This window comes from Amycolatopsis sp. DG1A-15b (assembly GCF_030285645.1).
Taxonomy (GTDB): domain Bacteria; phylum Actinomycetota; class Actinomycetes; order Mycobacteriales; family Pseudonocardiaceae; genus Amycolatopsis.
Map to the genome: position 1 here is coordinate 6667344 of NZ_CP127296.1, position 22208 is coordinate 6689551.

The window sequence follows — 22208 nt, forward strand, 5'->3', positions numbered from 1 at the left end:
AGCCCTCCTGGCCGGATCGATCGCCGTCTTCGGGACACAGCCTGCCGCATGCGCGGCGAGGTTTCAGCCCATCGAGAGTCGCGATCGAGGTTTTCGCTCACCCAGACCAGTTATCTGTTCACAACGCGCGAGTGTTACGCGGCGCAGTCCCCCGTGGGCCACCCGTTGGCCTTAAGCAGGGCCAGCGTCTCGTCACCGAACGGATTCACACCCGGGCCGACGGCGAGGGCGTGGGCCACGTGCACGTGCAGGCACTTGACGCGGCCGGGCATGCCACCGGCGGTGACCTGGTGGCCGAGCGGCTCGATGGCGTCCCGCTCGGCGAGGTAGACCTCGTGGGTGCGCTGGTACTGCGCGGCGAGCTCGGGATCGGTGGTCAGCCGCTCCGTCATCTCCTTCATGATCCCGGACGCCTCGATGGTGCCGATCATCGAGTTCAGCTTCGGGCAGGTGAGGTAGTAGAGCGTCGGGAACGGCGTCCCGTTCTCCAGCCGCGGGCTGGTCTGCACCACGGAGGGGTGCCCGCTCGGGCACCGCGCGGCGATGGCGCGCAACGCCCGCGGCGGCCGCCCGAGCTGCTCCGCGATGATCTCGCGGTCGGCGTCGGTGACGGGCTCGAACCGGTGCTGCTGCGTGCTGTTCACGCGCATCAGGTTAGAGCGTGCCCCTCAGCCGCCCGAGACCTGGTTCCACAGGTTCTCGTACCAGGAGCTGCCCGCGACCTGCTGCTGTCCGGCCGGCGGGGCCGCGTCGGGCGCCTTGTCCTCCGGCAGCTGGACGATGTACGGCGTCTCGCCCGGCTTGACGTACCGCAGCCGCCGGCGGGCTTCGGCCTCGATCTGCGCGGGGTCGCTCAGCTCGGCCTTGCGGCCTTGGAGCTGAGCGACCTCCTGCTGCAGCTGGGCCTGCTGCGCCTGCTGTTCGCGGACCTCGGTCCGCTGGGAGAGGTACGTGCGCAGGGGCACGGCGATGGTGAACGCCAGCGCGCACACCACGATCGCCACCACCGCCGCGCGGCGGGTGGTGGACATGCCGAGCACCTTCGCCGCACCCGACGCCCGCTTCGCCGCCAAGCCCCGGCGCAGCCGGGCCCTGGTGGTCTCCGGGTCGCCGGTGCGGCGGCGCGCCGCTTCGGGGCGGCGGGCCGGTGCGGGCCGGTTGGCCCGCGATGCCCCGCCGCCACCGCCACGGCGGCCGCGTGTCCTCCCCCGGTCCGCCATCGGCGTCAGGCCTCGGCGCTGAACCGCGGGAAGGCCAGCTCGCCGGCGTACCGGGCGGCGTCACCGAGGGTCTCCTCGATGCGCAGCAGCTGGTTGTACTTGGCGATCCGCTCGCCGCGGGCCGGGGCACCGGTCTTGATCTGGCCGACGCCGGTGGCGACCGCCAGGTCCGCGATGAAGGTGTCCTCGGTCTCGCCGGAGCGGTGGCTCATCATCGACTTGTAGCCGAACGACGTGGCCAGCGAGATCGCGTCGAGCGTCTCGGACAGGGTGCCGATCTGGTTGACCTTCACCAGCAGCGCGTTGGCGGCGCGGCGGGTGATGCCCTCCTCCAGGCGGTCCGGGTTGGTGACGAACAGGTCGTCGCCGACGATCTGGACCTTCTCGCCGACCTCGGCGGTCATGGTGACCCAGCCGTCCCAGTCGTCCTCGCTCAGCGGGTCCTCGATGGAGACCAGCGGGTAGTTCGCCAGGAGCTCGCCGTAGTAGGCGGACATCTGCTCGGCGCTGCGCTTGGTGCCCTCGAAGGTGTATGCGCCGTCGGCGAAGAACTCGGTCGCGGCGACGTCGAGGGCGAGCGCGACGTCGCGGCCCGGGGTGTAGCCGGCCTTCTCGATGGCCTGCAGGATCAGGTCGAGCGCCTCGCGGTTGTTCGCCAGGTTCGGCGCGAAGCCGCCTTCGTCGCCGAGACCGGTCGACAGGCCGCGGCCCTTCAGCACCGACTTCAGCGAGTGGTAGACCTCGGCGCCCCAGCGCAGGGCCTCGCGGAAGGTCTCCGCGCCGATCGGCGCGATCATGAACTCCTGGACGTCGACGTTGCTGTCCGCGTGCGAACCGCCGTTGAGGATGTTCAGCATCGGCACGGGCAGCACGTGCGCGTTCGGGCCGCCCAGGTAGCGGAACAGCTCCAGCTCGGCCGACTCGGCGGCGGCCTTCGCGACGGCCAGCGAGACGCCGAGGATGGCGTTCGCGCCGAGGCGGGACTTCGCCGGGGTGCCGTCGAGGTCGACCAGCTTCTGGTCGACGATCCGCTGGTCGACGGCCTCGATGCCGACCATCTCCGGGCCGATCTCGTCGAGCACCGCGGCGACCGCGCGCTCGACGCCCTTGCCGTTGTACCGGCCGGTGTCGCCGTCCCGCAGCTCGACCGCCTCGTGCTCACCGGTCGACGCACCCGACGGGACCGCGGCCCGCGCCAGGGTGCCGTCGTCGAGAGCCACCTCCACCTCGACCGTCGGGTTGCCGCGCGAGTCCAGAATCTCGCGCGCGCCTACCTGCTCGATGAGAGCCACGCCATGCTCCTCGGTGCGTCGTGCCTGCGGTTTCGCGCCCAGCCTAGCCGTCGCGGCAGTTCACCCGTTGGAGGCACGGCCGGTAGCGGCCGGGCCTCAGCCCTCCGCGCGGATCGCCTGCCAGCCCGGCGGCAGCTCGACGGTCTCCGACGTCTGCTGCCAGAACGTCCAGCTGTTGCCCCCGAGATCGGCGACGGTGTACACCCGGGCGCCGTACGGCTGGTCCTGCGGCGGATCGAGCTCGCACTCGTCCCCGAGCGCGGCGGAGATCCGCTCGTAGTGCTCGTCCACGTCGTCGACGTAGACGATGTTGAGCTGGCCGACCGGGCCGTCGACGCCCTTGGCCTGCCAGTAGTCCGGCCCGACACCGGCGAGCTGGATCCGCGCGTCGCCCGCGCGCAGCGTCGCCTGGAAGACCTCGCCCGCCGCGTCGCAGAACCGGACCTCCTCGGTGAAGCCGAAGGTCCTGGTCAGCCAGGCGAGCGCCGCCGTGGCGTCGGAGTAGTAGAGGTAGGGCGCCAGGCCCCGGTACCCGCTGCTCATGGCGGCACAGTCCATCACGTCCCCCGTTTCCAGGCGTGTGCAACCCCCTTCTCCCGGGGTAACGTGGGAATGACCATGACGGACGCCGCAGCTGCTTCGCAGCCTCCCGAGGAGTCGTGGTTCCATGCCTTCCGCCAGGCCGAAGACCTGGTCGGCCGCCGTCGCCCGCTCGACGCGCTGAAGGCGTTGCAGCCCCTCCTCGAATCCGAAACGGACAAACCGTCGGTGCACCTGCTGGCCGGGCGCGCCTACTTCCACTCCGCTCAGCTGCGGCGCGCCGAAGAGGCGTTGACCCGGGTGCTCGAACTGGACCCGACCGACCACTACGCGCGGTTCGTCCTGGGCCGCACGCTGCAGCGCCTCGGCCGGTTCGTCGAGGCGCTGGCGCAGATGCGGATGGCCTCGGCGATGAACCCGGTGCCGGAGTACCTCGAGGCGATCAACGAGGTCAAGGCCCGTATCGCGCTGCGCGAACCCTGAGGCGACCAGGGCCGAACGGCCTGGGACACCTCGGCCGTTCGGCCGACCGGGGCAGGCCCCTCGACCGATGTCCGGCACGCCCTTGTCCGGCGAAGCTGGTTCCAGACCGAACAGGGAGGAACCACGATGTCGATCTTCGCCACGCTGGGTGCTTACGCCGGGCTGCTGCTGCTCGTGCTGATGGCCGTCACGCCGCTGCTCGCCGACCGCGAACTCTGACGCATCAGGGCGCGACGCTCGCCTCCGCGTAGGCGTCCGCCGCGCTGAAGACGTCCTGGCCGTACGCCAGGGCCTGGTTGTAGAACAGGATCGCCCGCCACCAGCCGGCCGGCGTGCCGAGGTCGTCGCCGCCCGAGCACAGGAACCGGGCCGCCGTGAAGGCCGCGTCGTCGATGTTCTGCGGGTCCGGGGTACCGCCGTCGCCGTTCGCGCGCTCCTGGTACTTCTTCCACGTCGACGGCAGGAACTGCATCGGGCCGATCGCGTGGTCCCACGACTTGTCGCCGTCGAGCTTGCCGCCGTCGCTGTCGTGCACCGCCGGGACGCCCGGCGAGCCGTCCAGCGGCGGGCCGACCACCGGCTTCGCCACCCGGCCGTCCGCGCCGATCGCCGCGAGGTCGAACTCCCCGCGCTCGTTCTCGACCCGGCCGATGCCCGCGAGCGTCGCCCAGGACAGGTGGCACGTCGCCTTCTGGCGCTGCATCCACATCTCCGCGCGCCCGTAGGCCGCCAGCACGCGCACCGGGACGTGCGTCTTGCCCGCGACGCGGGTCGCCCACGCGTCCAGCTCGGCCCGGTCGGACACCTGCGGCCGGTCGACCGGCGCGGCGAGCCCGGCCCGCGGCGCTTCGGCGCCGGGCTGCGGACGCTGTTCGGGGATGGCGATCGCCGGCTGGACCGGCGGCGACGCGGCGGGCGCGTCGGGGTTCCGGACACCGATGGTCACGAGGAGGACCACCCCGGTGACCACCAGTCCCAGCGCGAGGGCGATCCGGCCGAGGTACCGCCTGGGCGGGCCACCCGGGGGCGGCGACGGAGGCGTGACGGTCGGCTGAGCGGTATCGGCCACCCGAACAGGTTACGGAGCCACTCAAGAGGGACTGTGTTGCTCCGGGGCTTCGCCCCGGGCCGGGGGCTCCGCCACCCGGAACCCCCGAAAGCGGTCCCTCGATCGCCTGACCAGGCAAGCTGAAGGTAAACCCGAGGCCACTGCCAGCGAAATCACAGAATTTGTTATCGAGTCGACGCGCAGGGCCCTGACCTGCGGTTACCCTAACCTAACTTCGGGCAGATGCCCTGTTTGTCCGGTTGCATCGTTTCGAGCCGGCGGACGCGCACTGGACTTACAGGTGAGCCTTACCTAAAACCATCTCGGAAGCAGAAACTCAGGGAGGCGGACCGGTGTTGTTCTCGAGCGCGTTGATCGGGCTGCGCGAAGGCCTGGAAGCCGCGCTGGTCGTCAGCATCCTGGTGGCCTTCCTCGTCAAGACCGAGCGGCGCCACGCGCTGCGCTGGGTGTGGCCGGGCGTCGCCGCCGCGGTGCTGCTGTCGATCGCCGTCGGCGCGGTCCTCACCTACACGACCGCGCAGCTGTCCTTCGAGCACCAGGAGCTGCTCGGCGGGAGCCTGTCGATCGTCGCCGTCGTGTTCGTCACCGCGATGATCTTCTGGATGCGCAAGGCGTCGAAGAGCATCGCCGCCGAACTGCGCGGGAAGATGGACGACGCGCTGGACGTCGGCCCCGCGGCCGTGCTGCTGCTGTCGTTCCTCGCCGTCGGGCGCGAGGGGCTGGAAACCGCGGTGTTCTTCTACTCCGCCGTCCAGACCGCGCAATCGAACACCGTGCGCCCGCTGATCGGTTTCGCCGTCGGCATCGCGGCCGCGGTCGTGCTCGCCTGGTTGCTCTACAAGGGGGCCGTCCGGTTCAACCTGGGCAAGTTCTTCACGATCACCGGCGTCCTGCTGGTGTTCGTCGCCGCGGGCGTGCTCGGCTACGGCCTCCACGACCTGCAGGAAGCCGCCTTCCTCCCGGGCATCGGCACCCTGGCGTTCGACGCGTCGGACGCGCTGCCCGAGACGTCCTGGTACGGCGCGCTGCTGAAGGGCATCTTCAACTACTCGCAGCAGACGACCGTGCTGCAGGCCGTCGCCTGGATCGCCTACGTCGCGATCGTCCTGCCCCTCTTCCTCAAGCCCAGCAAGAAGACCGCGCCGGCACCCGCCGCCGCGGCCGCCTCGAAGGAGTGACCGTGCGCAAGACCCCCGCGCTGGCCGTACTGGCCGGCGCCGCCGTCCTGGTGACGCTGGCCGCGTGCGACAGCAAGAGCGACACCGGCAGTGCCGCGGCCGGCGGTGGCCCGATCAAGGTCTCGGCGTCCGACACCGCCTGCGAGGTCTCCGCGACCACGGCCGGCGCGGGCAACGTGACCTTCGAGATCACCAACAAGGGCACCAAGGTCACCGAGTTCTACCTCTACGCCGAGGGCGACCGGATCATGGGCGAGGTCGAGAACATCGCGCCCGGGCTGAACCGGCGGCTGATCGTCGAGGTCGCCGACGCCGGCAAGTACCAGACCGCGTGCAAGCCCGGCATGGCCGGCAACGGCATCCGCGGCGACTTCACCGTCACCGGCGGCGTCGCGAAGCAGAACGACACGAACGCGCAGAAGGCCCAGGCCACCAAGAGCTACGCCGACTACATCGCGAACAACACCTCCGCGCTGCAGGACGAGACGGCGAAGTTCGCCGACCTGGTGAAGGCGGGCAAGGTCGACGAGGCGAAGGCCGCGTACGCGCGCACCCGCGTCTACTACGAGCGGATCGAGCCGGTGGCCGAGAAGTTCGGCGACCTCGACCCGGCCATCGACGTCCGCGAGGCCGACCTCGAGCCGAACCAGCAGTTCACCGGCTTCCACCGGCTGGAGAAGGACCTGTTCCAGGCGGGTCTGCAGCCCGACAGCGGCCAGATCGCCGACAAGCTGGTGACCGACGTCAAGGACCTGGTCGCCAAGACGAAGACCCTCGAGCTGTCCGCCTTGGACCTCGCGAACGGCGCGAAGGGCCTGCTCGACGAGGTCGCGACCGGCAAGATCACCGGCGAGGAAGAGGCCTTCTCGCACACCGACCTCTGGGACTTCCAGGCCAATGTGGACGGTTCGAAGGGCGCGATCACCTCGCTGCGGCCGGTCCTGCAGGCCAAGGACCCGGCGCTGGTGTCCACTCTGGACAAGGAGTTCGCGAACGTCCAGGCGCTGCTCGACAAGCAGCGCGCCGGTGACGGCTTCAAGCTGTACACCGACCTTTCCCAGGACCAGGTCAAGGAGTTCGCCTCGGCCGTCGACGCGCTGAGCGAACCGCTGAGCAAGGTTGCGGAGGTCGTCTCCAAGTGACGTCGGCAGAGGGCACGCAGACAGAGGGCACGCGCGTCTCGCGGCGGAAGCTGTTCGGCCTGGCGGGCGCGGGTGTCGCGCTCGCCGGGGCGGGGGCCGCCGCCGGCATCGGGATCGACAAGGCGACCAGCGGCAACGCCGAGGCGTCGACGAACACCGTCGACTTCCACGGCGAGCACCAGGCCGGGATCGTCACGCCGGCGCAGGCCAACCTGCACTTCGCGGCCCTCGACGTCACGACGAAGGACCGCGAGAAGCTGAGGGCCCTGCTCAAGACGTGGACCGACGCGGCCCGCCGGATGACGGCGGGCCAGGAGGTCGTCGCGAACGGCGCGGTCGGCAACGGCGCGTACGCCCCGCCCGGCGACACCGGCGAGGCACTCGACCTGCCGCCGTCGAACCTGACGCTGACCATCGGGTTCGGGCCGTCGCTGTTCGACGGCCGGTTCGGCCTGGCGGCCAAGCGGCCGCCGCAGCTGATCGACCTGCCGCTGTTCCCGAAGGACAAGCTCGACCCGGCCCGCAGCGGCGGCGACCTGTGCATCCAGGCCTGCGCGGACGACCCGCAGGTGGCGGTGCACGCGGTCCGCAACCTGGTGCGGCTCGGCTTCGGCGTCACCGAGGTCCGCTGGTCGCAGCTCGGCTTCGGCCGCAGCTCGTCGACGTCACGGGCGCAGCAGACCCCGCGGAACCTGTTCGGCTTCAAGGACGGCACGAACAACATCAAGTCCGAGGAACCCGACGTGCTGGGCGACCAGGTGTGGGCCTCCGCGGCCGACGGCCAGGCGTGGATGGCCGGCGGCTCGTACCTGGTGGCGCGCCGGATCCGGATGCACATCGAGACGTGGGACCGCGAGACCCTCGACGGCCAGGAGAAGATCATCGGCCGCACGAAGGGCACCGGCGCCCCGCTGGGGCAGACCGCGGAGTTCGACGAGCTGGACCTCGACGTCGGCGGCGCGGGCGGCGAAAAGGTGATCCCGGAGGACGCGCACGTCCGGCTCGCCTCGCACCAGGCGCTCAACGGGGTCCGGATCCTGCGGCGCGGCTACAACTTCGTCGACGGCTCCGACGGCGTCGGGCACCTCGAAGCCGGGTTGTTCTTCCTGGCGTTCAACCGGGACACCCGGAAGCAGTACGTGCCGATGCAGCAGGCGCTGTCGTCGAAGGACGCGATGATGGAGTACGTCCAGCACACCGGCTCCGCGCACTTCGCGGTGCCGCCGGGGGTGACCCGCGAGTCGAGCTGGGCGGACGCGCTGTTCTCCTGAACCCGGTTGCCTAAAGCCTTTAGGTTGATCTAACCTGACTTTAGGCAACCGGGAGAGGGCTGATGGTTCGGGCAGGATTGACCACGGAACGCGTGGTGCGCGCCGGCGCGGAACTGGCCGACGAGGCGGGCTTCGACGCGGTGACGCCGTCGGAGCTGGCCCGGCGGTTCGGCGTCCAGGTCGCCAGCCTGTATTCGCACGTCAAGAACGCGCACGAGCTGCGGACGAAGATCGCGTTGCTGGCACTGGACGAGCTCGCCGACCGGGCCGCCGCCGCGCTCGCGGGCCGGGCCGGACGAGACGCACTCGTCGCCTTCGCCGACGTCTACCGCGACTACGCCCGCGAGCACCCCGGCCGGTACGCCGCCGCGCAGCTGCGGCTCGACGCGGAGACCGCCGCCGCGAGCGCCGGGCCCCGGCACGCCGAGATGATGCGCGCGATCCTCCGCGGCTACGACCTGACCGGGCCGGACGAGACGCACGCGGTGCGGCTGCTGGGCAGCGTCTTCCTCGGGTTCGTCAGCCTGGAAACCCAGGGCGGGTTCGACCACAGCTCGCCGCCCGCACCCGAGAGCTGGGTCCGCATCCTCGACGTCCTCGATTCCCTCCTGCGCGATTGGCCACGGTCTTGATCGACATCCCCCTGACCGCGGACCTCGTCCGCGGCGCACTCGAACTCGAACGCACCGGGCGCGGCCTGGTGCCGCACCGGCTCCCGGCTCGCGCGCGGGCGCAGAACAGCGACCCCCGGCTCGCCATGGCCGAGGCGCAGCCCGCGGGCGTCCGGCTGCGGTTCCGGACCCGGGCCGACGTCGTCGAGCTGGAGACGCTGCCGACCAAGCAGGTGTACGCCGGCACCCCGCCGCGGCCGGACGGCGTGTACGACCTGCTCGTCGACGGCGAGCTCACCGCCCAGGCGAGCGTGGCCGGCGGCAGCACCCTGAACGTCGACATGGCGACCGGGGCGTCCTCGCTCACCACGGGTTCCCCCGGCGTCGTCCGGTTCGCGGGGCTGGGCGGGCAGCCCAAGGACGTCGAACTCTGGCTGCCGCACAACGAGCTCACCGAACTGATCGCCCTGCGCACCGACGCGCCGGTCGAGCCCGTGCCCGCGGGCCGGGTGTGGCTGCACCACGGCAGCTCGATCAGCCACGGGTCCAACGCGACGAGCCCCGCGACGACGTGGCCCGCGCTCGCCGCCACCGCGGCCGGTGTCGAGCTGGTCAACCTCGGTTTCAGCGGCAACGCGCTGCTCGACCCGTTCACCGCGCGGGCGCTGCGCGACACGCCCGCCGACCTGATCAGCGTCAAGCTGGGGATCAACGTGGTCAACGCGGACCTGATGCGCCTGCGCGCGTTCGGGCCCGCCGTGCACGGCTTCCTCGACACGATCCGCGACGGCCACCCGGACACCCCGCTCGTGGTCGTCTCGCCGCTCTACTGCCCGATCCACGAGCGGACACCCGGGCCGGGCGACTTCGACCACGCGGCACTGGCCGCCGGTGAAGTCCGGTTCCGCGCGACCGGCGACCCGGCCGAGCGGGCGGCGGGCAAGCTGACGCTGGAGGTCATCCGGGCCGAGCTGGCCCGGATCGTGGCGCAGCGGCAGGCCGAGGACCCGCACTTGAGCTACCTCGACGGCCTTTCGCTGTACGGCCCGGAGGACTTCGCGGAGCTTCCGCTGCCGGACGACCTCCACCCGAGCCCGGCGGCCCACCGCCGGATCGGCGCGAGGTTCGCTTCGCTGGTCCTTGACTTCAAGGGAGCTTGAAGTTCGAGGCTGGAGGCATGTTCACCGAAGCAGAACTCGCCTACCTCGCCGCCCAGCCGCTGGGCCGGCTGGCGACCCAGCAGCCGGACGGAACCCTCCAGGCCAACCCGGTCGGCTTCCGCTACAACCCGGACGAAAAGACCATCGACGTCACCGGGCACAACCTGCGCACCAGCAAGAAGTTCCGCAACATCGCGACGCACGACCGCGTGGCGTTCGTCGTCGACGACCTCCCGTCGACGAACCCGTGGCGGGTGCGGTGCCTGGAGATCCGCGGCCGGGCGGAGGCCCTGGTGGGCGTGAACCTGCCGGACAACCACTTCGACGACGCGGTGATCCGGATCCACCCGGAACGCATCCTCGCCTTCGGCGTCGAAGACTGGGACCGGGAGCCCCATGAGCTGGAGACGAACATCCGCAACGTCTGAACGTCACCCGGGACCGGGCCGGCAGCGCCAGGCGAGGGTGAGCCGGCGCCGCTCCCGGTCGATCCCGGTCACGACGACCGTTGTTCCGGCACCGGCCCGGCTTTCCCCGGCGGGCTCCCGGACCAGCCCTTCGACTCCGTCGGCGACCTCGACGAAGGCACCGATCGACGTCAGCAGGGTGACCCGGCCGCGCAGCTCCTGCCCCACCGCGGTGTGCTCGGCGAACGCCTGGAACGGATCCGGCTGCAATGCCCGCAAGGACAGCCTGGCTTCCAGATTCGTGGTGTCGAACACGAGAAGTTCCCCCGAGACACACTGGCCGACCTGCACGACTTCGGTGGCGGCCGCGAACCGGCGCCACGACAGCTCGGGGTAGGAGACGAACCCGACGCCGGGGAAGACCGGGTGATCGGGGCCGTCGTCCAACGCCACGAACACACCGAACGGTTCGATCGCCGCGACGGTGCCGGACAGGACCTCGCCGGGGTGCCGTGCTTCGAGGAACTCCCAGAGCTCGGGGTGCTCGGCTCGGCCGCCCATCATGGGCCCAGGCTCTCACGTCAGCGGCGGCCGCCCCAGCCGGTGTACGCGAACGCCCCGGCGATCGCCAGGATCACCGCCGTCCAGGTGGCCGCCGGTGTTTCCGCGGGTTGCCGGAGCCACGCCGCGACCTGGTCGGTCGTCGACGTGCCGCTGGGGACGAACAGGCTGACCGCGGCCCAGGCCAGCGGGAGCGTCCAGCCGAACTGGCCGCCCGCGGTCGTGGCCGCCAGGCCGGCCAACCCCGCCAGCCCGGCCGCGTCGCGGACGATGATCGACGCGGCGACCGCCGACGAGCCCAGCTCCTGCACCCCCAGCACCACCGCCCCGGCCACGATCGCGATCAGCGCCAGGTGGGCGAACCGCCGGACCGGCCACGGCAGCGCCGCGGTCCGGTCGAGGTCGGGGTCCTGGCCGCTGAGCCCGGTCGCCGCCACCGCGACCGCCGTGGTCAGCGCCAGCGCGACGAGGATCGCGTTCCAGGAGTCCCGGCCCAGGAACCAGACTCCGGAGGTCGCCACCAGCAGGGCCCCGAACGCCGCCGGCAGCTGCCGCGAGCGGGCGTACAGCGCCGCCCACCTCATCGGAGCGCTCCCGGCACCAGCGTGTCCATCGGATCGCCCTGGCACGTCAGCAACGCTTGGCGCAGCGCGACGATGCGCGTGAACCGGACGTCCGCGGGCAGGGCCCGAAATTGCTGCCACGCCTGCTCGATCGGACCGGACTGCCTCTTGAACCAGTTCCGGAAGAGCTCGGGCAGCGGTTTCAGCTCCCCGGTGAAGTACGCCGCCGCGATCATCCGGGCGCCCGTGTCCGACAGGCTGGGCTCACTCGGCCGCTCGCAGGACGGCACGCCGACCCCGGAGAGCACCGCCACCCGCAGCTCGCTCGCGTCCGCCGTGAGGAGTGCGTCGTTGCGCTGGAAGTCGAGCAGGACGACGCCGGGGTCGCGCTGGGTGCGTTCGAGCGGGAAGACGGGCGCAATCTGTTCCTCGACCCGCGTCGGCGCTCCGGGCAGCTTCGCCAGCATCGCGAGCGCTTCACGCCCGGGGCCGGCCAACGCGGCCAGCCGATCCCGGTGCAGTTCCGCCACGCAGACCGGCCCGTCACAGACCTTCCGGGCGGCGACGCTGTCGGTGGTGAGGGCCTCCGCCGGGAACAGCGGCAGCGCGATGGCGGCCCCGGCGACGAGCGGCAGCAGGCTCAGCAGCCGCGCCCGCACCGACCGCACCGACAGCAGCAGGAACCCGGTGACGGCGAGGCCGAGGAACCACGCGGCCTGCCCGGCGTCCAGCGACACGGTGGTCGTCACCATCGACCCACGCGGCTGGGCCAGCGCCGGTCCCAGCGGACCGGCCCGGCGTGGCAGGACGGCATCCAGGCCCTGTTCGAGCGACATCCAGCAGAGGACCGTCGCGACGAAAGCGAGCACGGCGATCCCGGGTGCGGTCAGCGGGTGCGGCAGCAGCCGCCCGGCGGCCAGCCCCAGCCAGCCACCGGCGACCACGCCGAGCACCCCGACACCCAGGACGGGGACGAAGGCGGCCGAGACGAACCCGTCGTGGGCGAGGACTTCGGCGACGCCCACCCCGAACACGACCAGGTAGGCCAGCGCGGTCAGCGCGCCGAGGGCACCGGCCAGCCGGATCGCCCGTTGCCACGCCGGCCGCGGTGTGGTGGCCAGCAGTTCGGTCATGCCGGAGCGGCTGTCGCGCATGCCCTGGATGGCCCCGGCGCCGACCACGACGGCCCAGAGGGTCTGCAGCAGGTACCGCACCCAGAGCGCGGTCGTGGTGGTGTTCGCGGACCAGGATGCGGGGTCCTTCCACCACGGCCCCGAGAGCAGGAAGAAGAACGCGAGCGCGAGGACGACGAGCGCGAGACCGGCCCAGGGCGCGATCGAGCGCCGGAGTTCGATGCGGAAGATCACCACGCCCCCCGGCCCGGCTCGTGGTTCAGCAGCGCCGAATAGCCGCGCTCGATCGGGCTGTCGCCCCCGTGCTCGAGGGTGCCCGCGGCGGCCAGCTCGTCCGGCGTTCCCTGGAACACCAGCTTCCCTTCGGCGAACAGCACCACGTCCGTGCACGCCGTGGCCACGTCCTCGACCAGGTGCGTCGAGATCAGCACGCACGAGTCGCGGCCCAGTTCCTGGACCAGCTCGCGGAAGCGGACCCGCTGCGCCGGGTCGAGGCCGGCCGTCGGCTCGTCGAGGAGCAGGATCTCCGGGTCGTTGACGATCGCCTGGGCGATGCCGACCCGGCGCACCATTCCGCCCGAGAGCGTCTTCATGCGGTCGTCCGCGCGATCGGCCAGGCCCACGCGCTCCACCGCCCGCTGGACGGCGCCCGGGATGTCCTCTTTGGACATCTCCTTCAGCCACGCCAGGTATTCGACGAACTCGCGGACCGTGAACCGCTTGTAGTAGCCGAAGTTCTGCGGCAGGTACCCGATCCGGCGGCGCAGCTCACGCTGGCCCGAGCTCCCGCCGGCCGGGGTGCCGAGCAGTGACAGGCTGCCCGACGCCGGCCGGAGCACCGTCGCCAGTGCGCGGATCAGCGTCGTCTTGCCGGCACCGTTCGGGCCGAGCAGCCCGTGCACCCCCTTGCCGAGGGACAGGTCCAGTCCGTCCACGGCCATCTTCCGCCGCCCCACCCGCACCTTCAGCTCCCGCGCCTGGATTTCCCAGGCGTACGTCGCCGGTGCGACCTCGGCGGCCCCCACTGCCCGCATGCTTTTCCTCCCTGAAGACCTAATGACGTGCGCCGAGCCGGGTGAACGCCGGCCCGCGCAGCGCGACGACCACCGTGGTCAGCGCGAAGACCCCCGCCCACACCGGCAGCGCGCCGGTGCCGAGCGAAAACGCTTGCCCCCGCTGGACGAACGCCGGCAGGACGACGATCGCCCCCCACACCCCGACCAGCGTGTACGCCGCCCGGCTGACGCCGATCAGGCCGCCGAGCGCGAGCGTGCCGGTGGTGCAGGCCAGGCTCGGCAGCAGCCAGAGCGCCGGCTGGGTGCCGGTCAGCCACCCGGCGACCCCCAGCACCGGCAGGACGACGGCGAGCACCGCCACCGTCCGCCGGGCGACCAGGTACAGCCCCGCCCGCGGGGTCGCGGTGACGACCTCGTAGGCCGGGTCGAGTCCCCGCGCCCACGACACGGCGACCCCCAGCACCGGCAGCACCGGGGCGAAGAGCTGCACCGCCGGCACGTCGAGCACCGCACCCCACACGCTGTCGAGCAGGAGCGCGACCAGCGTGACGGCCACGATCATCGCCAGCCACGGCGCCATCGCCGGCGTGACCCAGGTGTCGAGCCACCGGCTCCGGCGCCGCGGCGGGACGACCGGCCGCCGGACCTCGGCCGAAAGCCGGTCCCAGACCAGGTCCACGACCGGCTGGACCGGTGCGGCCTCCGCGAGCCGCGCCCGGCATTCGCGACACGCCTCGAAGTGGGCTTCGAGACCCCACAGCTGGTCACCCGGGAGGTCGTCGCCCGCCGCGTACGCGACGATGAGCCGCTCCGGCGCATGGTTCATGACAGTGCCTCCCGCAACGCGATCCGGGCCCGGCGCGCCCGGGTCTTGACGGTGCCCTCCGGCAGCCCCAGCAGGACGGCGGTCTCCCGGACGGTCAGCCCGTCGAGCACCATCGCCTGCAGCACCGCCCGCAGCTCCGGTGCGAGGTCGCGCAGCGCGGCACCGACCTCGTCGCCGATCGTCGCCGCCAGCGCCTCGTCCTCGGCCGCCACCACCGGCGCGACGTCGAGGGCCACCGCCGGCGGCGGCTGCGCGTGGTGCGCCCGGCGCCGGAACGCGTCGACCAGCCGGCGCGCGGCGATCGTCCAGAGCCAGCCGACCGCGCTGCCGCCGGTGGCGGCGCCCGCGAACGACGCCGCGGCCCGCCAGACGGCCAGGAACGTCTCCTGCATGACCTCCGCGACGATCTGCTCGTCCGCGCAGCGGCGGCGCAGGCGCACGGCGAGCCAGGGCGCCGTGCGGCGGTAGAGCTCCTCGAACGCCACGCGGTCGCCCTGGGCGGTGCGCCGGACGAGGTGGTCCTCGTCGGCGTCCTCCAGTGGCGTGTGCTTCACACCAGGCAAGACGCCGGGTGCTCGGAAACGGTTCTCACTCGAGTGTGCGCTGCGTCACACCGAGCGGTCACACTGGGCGCGTCGGCCAGAACTTCCGCCAGCCGTCGGCCTCCAGGGTCGTCGGCTCCAGCCCGGCGTCGCGGGCGGCCTGCTCGGCGGACCGGATGTCCTTCGCGAACTGCTTCGCCACCGCCCGCAGCTCGCCCTCGGCGTCGACACCCGCCCGGCGCGCGGTGGCCGCGATGCGGAACAGCTGGGCGGCCGCCGCGGTCCCTTCGGGGAAGAGGTCGAGCGGGATGCCCGCGCGCCCGGAGCGCTGCCCCAGCTTGCCCGCCAGCGCGACGGCGGGCTGGCCGAGCGCCACGCCGTCCACAATGGACCGACGCTGCTTCTCGCGCTGCTTCAGCTCTTCCCACTTGACGTTCTGGTGCTCGACGGTGTGCACCTGGTCGGCGCCGGCGAAGACGTGCGGGTGCCGGCCGACCAGCTTCGCGACGAGCGCCGCGGCGACGTCGTCGATGCCGAACGGGTCCTCCGCGTCCTCGGCCGCGACCCGCGCGTGGAAGAGCACCTGCAGCAGGACGTCACCGAGCTCTTCGCGCAGCGCCTCGCGGTCGCCCTCCTCGATGGCGTCGAGCAGCTCGTAGGTCTCCTCGACCAGGTACTGCCGCAGCGAATCGTGCGTCTGCACCGCGTCCCACGGGCAGCCGCCCGGCGAGCGGAGCCGGTCCATCACCTCGGCGGCCTCGACCAGCGGCGGCACCGGCGTCTCGATGACGTCCGCGCCGGTCGCGATCAGCAGTGCGGCCGCGGGCTCGTCCCGGGACCCGGCGAGCAGCACGACGTCGACCAGGGAAGGCGCCTCGGTGACGGCCGGGACGCCGAACGCGGCCGGATCGACGTCCGTGGCGGCGTAGACGGCATCCGCGTCACGCAGGATCTTGAGCGCCGCACCGGGCAGCGTCGTCCCGCGGACGACTACGACGACACCCGTGCTCACTGCTGCGCGGTCGCGGCACCGCGAATGGGCAGCACGACGCCCTGGGTGGCGCCGGAGTTCGGCACGAGGTTCATGCCCACAAGATCCCACACGCCGTAACGCGGGTTGACGCGCAGGCCGCTCTGGCCGAGGTACGGCTGCAGCAGCCGGGTGCCGATCGCGGTCAGCTGCGCGTCCGTCGGCTTCTGCGCTTCCTGGTCGGCCGGCACGGCCTTGTCGGTGCCGCGGGCGCGGATGACGAAGACGAACCAGTCCGCGCTCTGCGGCTTCTGCGCCTGGAAGACGACGACGCTGTTCTTTTCGGAGCCGAAGAGCGCGGTCTGCGCGAGGCCGGGGTACTGCGCGGCGCCGAAGAGCTCGGCGGTCTGGCCGGCGGAGTACCCGCCCGGGCCGGGCGCCCCGGTCTGCTGGGCCTGCTGCCCTTCCTGCTGCGCCTGCTGGACGACCCCCGCGACCTTGGCGGGGTTGTCGGCGAACTCCTTCGCGAGGTCGAAGGCGCGGGTGCGGGCGGCCTGGTCGTTGTCACCGGTCGCGCTGATGCCGACGTAGTCCGCGCCGACCGACAGCTTCGGCAGCACCTTCCGGGCGAGCTCCTGCTCGAGGAGGACGTCGCTCGCGACCTCGTTCCGGTCGCGCAGCTTCGAGACGATCTGGGTGGCGGCGACCTGGTCGCCCTGCCCGGTGTCGGTGACCGGAGCGGCGGTCACCTGCGCGGCCAGCCCGGCGACCTTCGCCTGGTCGGCGACGAGGTTCTCCTGCTTGGTCGCGCGCAGGGTCAGCTCGTGCAGCACGGTCTGCCGGACGATCTCGCGGCCCAGCAGGTCGAGCTTGTGCTCACCGGCGAGCTTCTGCGCGTACGGGTGTTCGCGGACGGCCTGGTCGATCATCGACTGGACCCGGTCGAGGGACACCGACCGGTCGCCGACGATCACGGCACTGCCGACCTGGCTGGGGCCCGAGCCGCACCCGGCGAGCAGAAGTGCACCGGCAACGACCGCGACCAGCGCGCGAGGGCGCCCCATGATCCGCATCACAGGCCATACCCTCTCACACCATCGCCCCCGAAACGCAACACCCATGAGGTCGTGGCGGCGGTAATGTCGACTTATGGACCATTGGCTGACCATCGAAGTGTTCGACGGGGAGCATTCGGCTTCACTGTGGCGCCTGGCTCAAGGGGACGCGCTCACCGAAGCGGCGCTGACGAACGGCGCTGAGCAGTGGGTTTGGCACGAGCACCGCTGGGGAGTGGTACTGGAGATCGAGTTTTTGACGGAGGAGAGGCGAGACGCGTTCAGGTCACTGCCGGCGGTGACGGCGGCCCTGGACGCCGTCCCGGACCCGGCGCGCGGGCTGCTGGTGTACCCCGGGAGGGGTGGAGGCGCGGGATCGCGGATGCCGCGGAACCCCCGGCCGTTGCCGATGGCGGGGGCCGGGGCGGTTCCGGTGCCCGTGGAGGCGGTGCGGATGGGGTTGGCGGAGGCTTTGCCGCCGATGTTCAGCGACGTTGGTTAGCGGAGCCGGGTAAGCAGCTCGCGCCAGGTTGAGGTGGAGGCGGTGAGGATGCCGCCTTCACGGTCCTTGGTGTCCCGGATCAGGACTTCGGGGCCGGTGGCGACCTCCACGCACTCATCACCGTTGGTGCTGTAGCTGCTCTTACGCCAGGTGACCGTCATCCCGCCGCGCTCCCGATGAGTAGAGGCTCTCCGCCAGGTCGGCGATGAACTCTCTCGATTGTGCCTGATCGAGGGCGACCCGATCGAGCCCTTTGAGCACTTGCCGGTAGGCCGCCACCTCTGCGGACTCCTCGAGAAACAGCGAAGAAACTTCACTGTCGATGAAGATGACCGGTTTGAACTCTGCCGACTCGATCAATTTGAAGTGCCCAGCCATCCCTGGGTGGCCACCACACCGCGCGGGGATGATCCGGATCGAGATGTTGCTGCGCTCGACAAGCCGAGCGAGCTGGCGAAGCTGACCGCGCATGACATCGGGCTCTCCGCGCCCGATGGGCAGCCGAAGCACGAATTCGTGCAGATAGAAATCGAACGTGACGGCAGGCCTCTTGTCCAGGATCACCTGGCGGGCCATCCGGGCGAACACCAGCTCATCGATGTGGTCCGGATCGGTCGCGTTACCGATCTCCGCGATCAAGCTCCGGGCGTAGTCCGCGGTCTGCAGCAATCCGGGCACCGAGCAGCCGTGGAACTGCGCCATGGCGGTGGCCCGTTTCTCGTGCCAGATCAACGTGCGCAGCTGGAGCGGTTTCTCGAGGAGGCCCGGATTGCGCATTTCGTCGCCCATGGCCATCAGCTCGCGGTATTCCTCACCCCGGAACCCGAGCGTCGTGAGGAACCGGGCCAAGTGGACCGGCGACGGGCGGGCACGCCCGCGCGTCACTGCCGATACCCACTGCGCGCTCATCTCCAGGCGCCGGGACATTTCCCGGACTCCCCAGCCCTTCTCCGCCATGCGCTCGAGGAGACGTTCGCCCAGCTGCCGGGCCCGGATGTTCGGCTCGCGATATTCCGCCATGGGGCGAACCTAAAACCACCGCAACCGGAAACCCGGGCGCCACAACGGAAAGTCCCCCGATGTGGCGCCGGGTGTCCACCCGCCTTTACACCGCCGCCGGTTTCTTCGTCAGCTGGAGCAGCAGCTTCGTGCACCACTCCAGCAGTTCTTCGTCCCGCAATGTCGGTGCGCCGATCCGGCCGCCGGCCGGGCCCTCTGTCGGCTTCGGGACCGACACCGTGTTCGTCACCGCCTTGAACACCGCCTTCGGGTACAGCCGCTTCAGGCGCACCATCTGCGAGTCCAGCAACGGCAACGGCGCGAACCGGATCGTGTTGCCCTGGACCGCCACCTCCGTCACGCCCGCCTCGCGGCACGTGTGCCGGAAGCGAGCCACCGACAGCAGCCGGTTGACCGGGGCCGGCGGCTGGCCGTACCGGTCGATGAGCTCTTCGCGGACCGCGTCGAGGCCCTCGGTGTCCGGTGCCGCCGCGATCTTGCGGTACGCCTCCAGGCGCAACCTTTCCCCTGGCACGTAGTCGTGCGGGATGTGGGCGTCGATCGGGAGGTCGACGCGGACGTCGGCCATCTCCTCTTCCTCCGTCGACTCCGCGCCCGCGTGCCGCCTGAACGCGTCGACCGCTTCGCCGACCAACCGCACGTACAGATCGAAACCGACGCCGGCGATGTGCCCCGACTGCTCCGCCCCGAGGATGTTGCCCGCGCCGCGGATTTCCAGGTCCTTCATCGCGACCGCCATGCCCGCGCCCAGCTCGGTGTTCTGGGCGATCGTCGCCAGGCGGTCGTGCGCGGTCTCCGTCAGCGGGGCCTCCGGTGGGTACAGGAAGTACGCGTACCCGCGCTCGCGCCCGCGGCCGACCCGGCCGCGCAGCTGGTGCAGCTGGGCCAGCCCCAGCAGGTCGCCGCGCTCGACCAGCAGCGTGTTGGCGTTCGAGATGTCGAGACCCGTCTCGACGATCGTCGTGCACACCAGGACGTCGTACTCGTTCTCCCAGAAGCCCTGGATGATCTTCTCGAGCTTGTCCTCGTTCATCTGCCCGTGCGCGGTGACGACCCGCGCCTCCGGCACCAGCTCCCGGATGTGCCGCGCGGCCTTCTCGATCGAGGAGACGCGGTTGTGGACGTAGAAGACCTGGCCGTCACGCAGCAGTTCGCGCCGGATGGCCGCGCCGACCTGTTTGTCGTCATACGCGCCGACGTACGTCAGGATCGGGTGCCGGTCCTCGGGCGGGGTGAGGATCGTGGACATCTCGCGGATGCCGGCCAGCGACATCTCCAGGGTGCGCGGGATCGGCGTCGCCGACATGGTGAGCACGTCGACGTGCGTGCGCAGCGCCTTGATGTGCTCCTTGTGCTCGACGCCGAAGCGCTGCTCCTCGTCGACGATGATCAGGCCCAGGTCCTTCCAGCGGACGCCGGTCTGCAGCAGGCGGTGCGTGCCGATGACGATGTCGACCTCGCCGCTGGCCAGCTGTTCCAGAGTCGAGTCGGTCTCGCTCTTGGCGGAGAACCGGGACAGGCCGCGGATCTTCACCGGGAACGAGCGCATGCGCTCGGTGAAGGTGTTCAGGTGCTGCTGGGCGAGCAGCGTCGTCGGCACCAGCACCGCGACCTGCTTGCCGTCCTGCACCGCCTTGAACGCGGCGCGGACGGCGATCTCCGTCTTGCCGTAGCCGACGTCGCCGCAGATGACGCGGTCCATCGGGACGCCGCGTTCCATGTCGGCCTTGACCTCGTCGATCGCGGCGAGCTGGTCGTTGGTCTCGGTGAACGGGAAAGCGTCCTCCAGCTCGCCCTGCCACGGCGTGTCCGGGCCGAACGCGTGGCCGGGCGCGGCCTGGCGCGCGGCGTACAGCTGGACGAGCTCGGCGGCGATCTCCTTGACCGCCTTCTTGGCCCTGGCCTTGGTGTTCTTCCAGTCGGAGCCGCCGAGCTTGTTCAGCGTCGGCAGCTCGCCGCCGACGTACTTGGACACCTCGTCGAGCTGGTCGGTCGGCACGAACAGCCGGTCGCCCGGGTGCCCGCGCTTGGACGAGCCGTACTCCAGCAGCAGGTACTCGCGGGTGGCGCCGGCGACCGTCCGCTGGACCATCTCGACGAACCGGCCGATGCCGTGCTGCTCGTGCACGACGTAGTCGCCGGCCTTCAACGCCAGCGGGTCGACGGCGTTGCGCCGCCGCGACGGCATCTTGGTGGTGAGGTCCTTTGTGGACGTTCCGGCGCCCGAGCCGCGGCCGGTCAGGTCCGACTCGGTGAGCACGACCAGGGCGCGTTCCGGCGAGATGAAACCGTCGGTCAGGCCGCCGCAGGTGACCGTGACGACGCCCGGCGCCGGTGCGCTCCGCAGGCCGTCGCCCGCCAGGGAGGCCGGGACGTCGGCGGCCGAGAACTGCTCGACCGCGCGCGCCGCGGTGCCCTGCCCGGCGACGACGAGCACCGCCGTGCCGCCCGATGCGATGTGCGCGCGCAGGTCCGCCGTCGCGCGTTCGAGCTCGCCGCGGTACGCGGGCGCGGCCTCGACCGAGACGCGGTAGATGTCGGGGTCTTCGCTGGTCAGCTGGGTGATGGTCCACCAGGCGCGCTTGGTGTCCTGCGCGTGGGACGCGATCTCGTCGAGCCCGCGGTAGGCCGACGCGCCGAGATCGATCGGGGCCTGGCCACCCGCCGCGGCCGTCGTCCAGGACGCTTCGAGGAACTCCTGGCCGGTGCGGACGAGGTCGGCGGCGCGGGCGCGGATCTTCTCCGGGTCGGTGAGCAGGACGTGGGTGCCCACCGGCATCGCGTCGGTGAGCAGCTCCAGCTCGCCTTCGCAGAGGACCGGGATGAGCGCCTCCATGCCCTCGACCGGGATGCCGTCGGCGAGCTTGGTGAGCATCTCGGCCAGGTGCGCGTCGGCCTCGAACGTCTTCGCCAGCTCCGCGGCCTTCTCCCTGACCGGCGGGGTGAGCAGCAGCTCCCGGCACGGCGGCGCGGTGACCCGCGGGATCTCGCCGGGCAGCGACCGCTGGTCGGAGACGGCGAACGCGCGGATCTCGCTGACCTCGTCGCCCCAGAACTCCACCCGGACGGGGTGCTGCGCGGTGGGCCCGAACAGGTCGAGGATGCCGCCGCGGACGGCGAACTCGCCGCGCTTCTCGACCATGTCGACGCGGGTGTAGGCCAGCTCGACCAGCCGTTCGAGGAGGCCCTCGAAACTCTGTTCTTCGCCGACGACGAGGTCGACCGGGGCGAGGGACCCGAGCCCGGGCGCCATGGGCTGGATCAGGCTGCGGACGGTGGCGACGACGACGCGCAGGTCGTCGTCCCCCGTCTTCAGCCGGTGCAGCACCTCGAGGCGGCGGCCGACGGTGTCCGCGCGCGGGGAGAGACGCTCGTGCGGAAGGGTCTCCCAGCTCGGGAAGTCGGCCACTTTGCCGCGGCCGAGCAGCGCGCCGAGGGACGCGGTCAGTTCGTCGGCCTCGCGGCCGGTGGCGGTGACGGCGAGCACGGGCTTGCCGGCGCCGGCATCGGCCGCGAGCGCGGCGGCGACGAGCTGCCGGGCGGCGATCGGGCCCTGCAGCTCGAGCAGCGGCGCGCTAGCGCGCTCGACCACGCCGCGCAGGGCCGGGTCGGGAAGGATGGCGGTGAGGAGTCCGGACAATGGAGCG

The 22208-nt window shown here is 71.6% G+C and carries 24 protein-coding genes; 8 read left to right on the forward strand and 16 right to left on the reverse strand.

Translation table 11 applies throughout. From position 1 onward, the window contains the following. Nucleotides 1-134 precede the first annotated feature (134 nt). The 4 genes from QRY02_RS30490 to QRY02_RS30505 form a co-directional block, all read right to left on the reverse strand. Complete coding sequence (locus QRY02_RS30490) at nt 135-650, reverse strand: DUF501 domain-containing protein (RefSeq protein ID WP_285986275.1); 516 nt, start codon at nt 648-650, stop codon at nt 135-137. An 18-nt stretch (nt 651-668) separates the two neighbouring features. Then, nucleotides 669-1031 carry an FtsB family cell division protein gene (locus QRY02_RS30495; protein WP_086845214.1) on the reverse strand — a complete coding sequence of 121 codons (363 nt, stop codon included), beginning with the start codon at nt 1029-1031 and terminating at the stop codon, nt 669-671. A gap of 194 nt (nt 1032-1225) precedes the next feature. Then, on the reverse strand, nt 1226-2512 hold the full coding sequence (gene eno, locus QRY02_RS30500) for a phosphopyruvate hydratase (protein ID WP_285986276.1): 1287 nt from the start codon (nt 2510-2512) through the stop codon (nt 1226-1228). 96 nt (nt 2513-2608) lie between these two features. Next, nucleotides 2609-3055, reverse strand: a complete 447-nt coding sequence (locus QRY02_RS30505; protein ID WP_285986277.1) for a VOC family protein — start codon at nt 3053-3055, stop codon at nt 2609-2611. Nucleotides 3056-3130: 75 nt separating this feature from the next. Here QRY02_RS30505 and QRY02_RS30510 point away from each other — a divergent pair, with 75 nt between their 5' ends. Beyond that, complete coding sequence (locus QRY02_RS30510; RefSeq protein ID WP_285986278.1) at nt 3131-3535, forward strand: tetratricopeptide repeat protein; 405 nt, start codon at nt 3131-3133, stop codon at nt 3533-3535. 223 nt (nt 3536-3758) lie between these two features. Here QRY02_RS30510 and QRY02_RS30515 read toward each other — a convergent pair whose 3' ends face one another. Further along, the gene (locus QRY02_RS30515) at nt 3759-4505 is read right to left on the reverse strand and encodes a lysozyme family protein (RefSeq protein WP_285993954.1); all 747 of its coding nucleotides are present in this window, start codon (nt 4503-4505) and stop codon (nt 3759-3761) included. A gap of 431 nt (nt 4506-4936) precedes the next feature. On the opposite strand from QRY02_RS30515, the gene efeU reads away from it, so the two are divergent. The 6 genes from efeU (at nt 4937) to QRY02_RS30545 (ending at nt 10394) form a co-directional block, all read left to right on the forward strand. Beyond that, complete coding sequence (efeU, locus tag QRY02_RS30520) at nt 4937-5782, forward strand: iron uptake transporter permease EfeU (RefSeq protein ID WP_285986279.1); 846 nt, start codon at nt 4937-4939, stop codon at nt 5780-5782. Further along, nucleotides 5779-6924: an iron uptake system protein EfeO gene (gene efeO, locus QRY02_RS30525; protein WP_285986280.1), complete on the forward strand. Its 1146-nt coding sequence runs from the start codon at nt 5779-5781 to the stop codon at nt 6922-6924. The genes efeU and efeO overlap by 4 nt, the downstream gene beginning before the upstream one ends. Continuing rightward, complete coding sequence (efeB, locus tag QRY02_RS30530) at nt 6921-8195, forward strand: iron uptake transporter deferrochelatase/peroxidase subunit (protein ID WP_285986281.1); 1275 nt, start codon at nt 6921-6923, stop codon at nt 8193-8195. The genes efeO and efeB overlap by 4 nt, the downstream gene beginning before the upstream one ends. A gap of 62 nt (nt 8196-8257) precedes the next feature. Continuing rightward, complete coding sequence (locus tag QRY02_RS30535) at nt 8258-8827, forward strand: TetR/AcrR family transcriptional regulator (protein ID WP_285986282.1); 570 nt, start codon at nt 8258-8260, stop codon at nt 8825-8827. After that, nucleotides 8824-9966 (forward strand): GDSL-type esterase/lipase family protein, encoded by a 1143-nt coding sequence (locus QRY02_RS30540; protein WP_285993955.1) that lies wholly within the window; start codon nt 8824-8826, stop codon nt 9964-9966. Before QRY02_RS30535 ends, QRY02_RS30540 begins: the two co-directional genes overlap by 4 nt. A 17-nt stretch (nt 9967-9983) precedes the next feature. After that, nucleotides 9984-10394, forward strand: coding sequence for a PPOX class F420-dependent oxidoreductase (locus QRY02_RS30545; RefSeq protein ID WP_285986283.1), 411 nt, complete (start codon nt 9984-9986; stop codon nt 10392-10394). A gap of 3 nt (nt 10395-10397) precedes the next feature. Here the strand turns inward: QRY02_RS30545 and QRY02_RS30550 are convergent, their stop codons facing one another. From QRY02_RS30550 to QRY02_RS30585, 8 genes are all read right to left on the reverse strand, one after another. Further along, on the reverse strand, nt 10398-10937 hold the full coding sequence (locus QRY02_RS30550; RefSeq protein ID WP_285986284.1) for a S1 RNA-binding domain-containing protein: 540 nt from the start codon (nt 10935-10937) through the stop codon (nt 10398-10400). A gap of 17 nt (nt 10938-10954) precedes the next feature. After that, nucleotides 10955-11518 carry a hypothetical protein gene (locus tag QRY02_RS30555; RefSeq protein ID WP_285986285.1) on the reverse strand — a complete coding sequence of 188 codons (564 nt, stop codon included), beginning with the start codon at nt 11516-11518 and terminating at the stop codon, nt 10955-10957. Beyond that, on the reverse strand, nt 11515-12864 hold the full coding sequence (locus QRY02_RS30560) for a hypothetical protein (protein WP_285986286.1): 1350 nt from the start codon (nt 12862-12864) through the stop codon (nt 11515-11517). The genes QRY02_RS30555 and QRY02_RS30560 overlap by 4 nt, the downstream gene beginning before the upstream one ends. Then, a complete protein-coding gene (locus QRY02_RS30565) occupies nt 12861-13664 on the reverse strand; it encodes an ABC transporter ATP-binding protein (protein WP_285986287.1) in 804 nt (267 codons plus the stop codon). Before QRY02_RS30565 ends, QRY02_RS30560 begins: the two co-directional genes overlap by 4 nt. A gap of 19 nt (nt 13665-13683) precedes the next feature. Further along, a complete protein-coding gene (locus QRY02_RS30570; RefSeq protein WP_285986288.1) occupies nt 13684-14472 on the reverse strand; it encodes a zf-HC2 domain-containing protein in 789 nt (262 codons plus the stop codon). Then, the gene (locus tag QRY02_RS30575; RefSeq protein WP_285986289.1) at nt 14469-15026 is read right to left on the reverse strand and encodes an RNA polymerase sigma factor; all 558 of its coding nucleotides are present in this window, start codon (nt 15024-15026) and stop codon (nt 14469-14471) included. The genes QRY02_RS30570 and QRY02_RS30575 overlap by 4 nt, the downstream gene beginning before the upstream one ends. Nucleotides 15027-15093: 67 nt before the next feature. Next, nucleotides 15094-16026, reverse strand: a complete 933-nt coding sequence (locus QRY02_RS30580; protein ID WP_285986290.1) for a nucleoside triphosphate pyrophosphohydrolase — start codon at nt 16024-16026, stop codon at nt 15094-15096. Beyond that, entirely contained in the window at nt 16023-17048 is a 1026-nt protein-coding gene (locus QRY02_RS30585) for a hypothetical protein (RefSeq protein WP_285986291.1), read from the reverse strand. The genes QRY02_RS30580 and QRY02_RS30585 overlap by 4 nt, the downstream gene beginning before the upstream one ends. Before the next feature lie 85 nt (nt 17049-17133). Here QRY02_RS30585 and QRY02_RS30590 point away from each other — a divergent pair, with 85 nt between their 5' ends. Further along, nucleotides 17134-17541 (forward strand): hypothetical protein, encoded by a 408-nt coding sequence (locus QRY02_RS30590; protein ID WP_285986292.1) that lies wholly within the window; start codon nt 17134-17136, stop codon nt 17539-17541. Here QRY02_RS30590 and QRY02_RS30595 read toward each other — a convergent pair. The 3 genes from QRY02_RS30595 to mfd form a co-directional block, all read right to left on the reverse strand. Further along, nucleotides 17538-17702, reverse strand: coding sequence for a DUF397 domain-containing protein (locus tag QRY02_RS30595; RefSeq protein ID WP_285986293.1), 165 nt, complete (start codon nt 17700-17702; stop codon nt 17538-17540). The genes QRY02_RS30590 and QRY02_RS30595 overlap by 4 nt on opposite strands. Continuing rightward, nucleotides 17683-18561: a helix-turn-helix domain-containing protein gene (locus tag QRY02_RS30600; protein ID WP_285986294.1), complete on the reverse strand. Its 879-nt coding sequence runs from the start codon at nt 18559-18561 to the stop codon at nt 17683-17685. The genes QRY02_RS30595 and QRY02_RS30600 overlap by 20 nt, the downstream gene beginning before the upstream one ends. An 85-nt stretch (nt 18562-18646) precedes the next feature. Continuing rightward, nucleotides 18647-22201, reverse strand: a complete 3555-nt coding sequence (gene mfd, locus QRY02_RS30605; RefSeq protein WP_285993956.1) for a transcription-repair coupling factor — start codon at nt 22199-22201, stop codon at nt 18647-18649. Nucleotides 22202-22208: the final 7 nt, after the last annotated feature.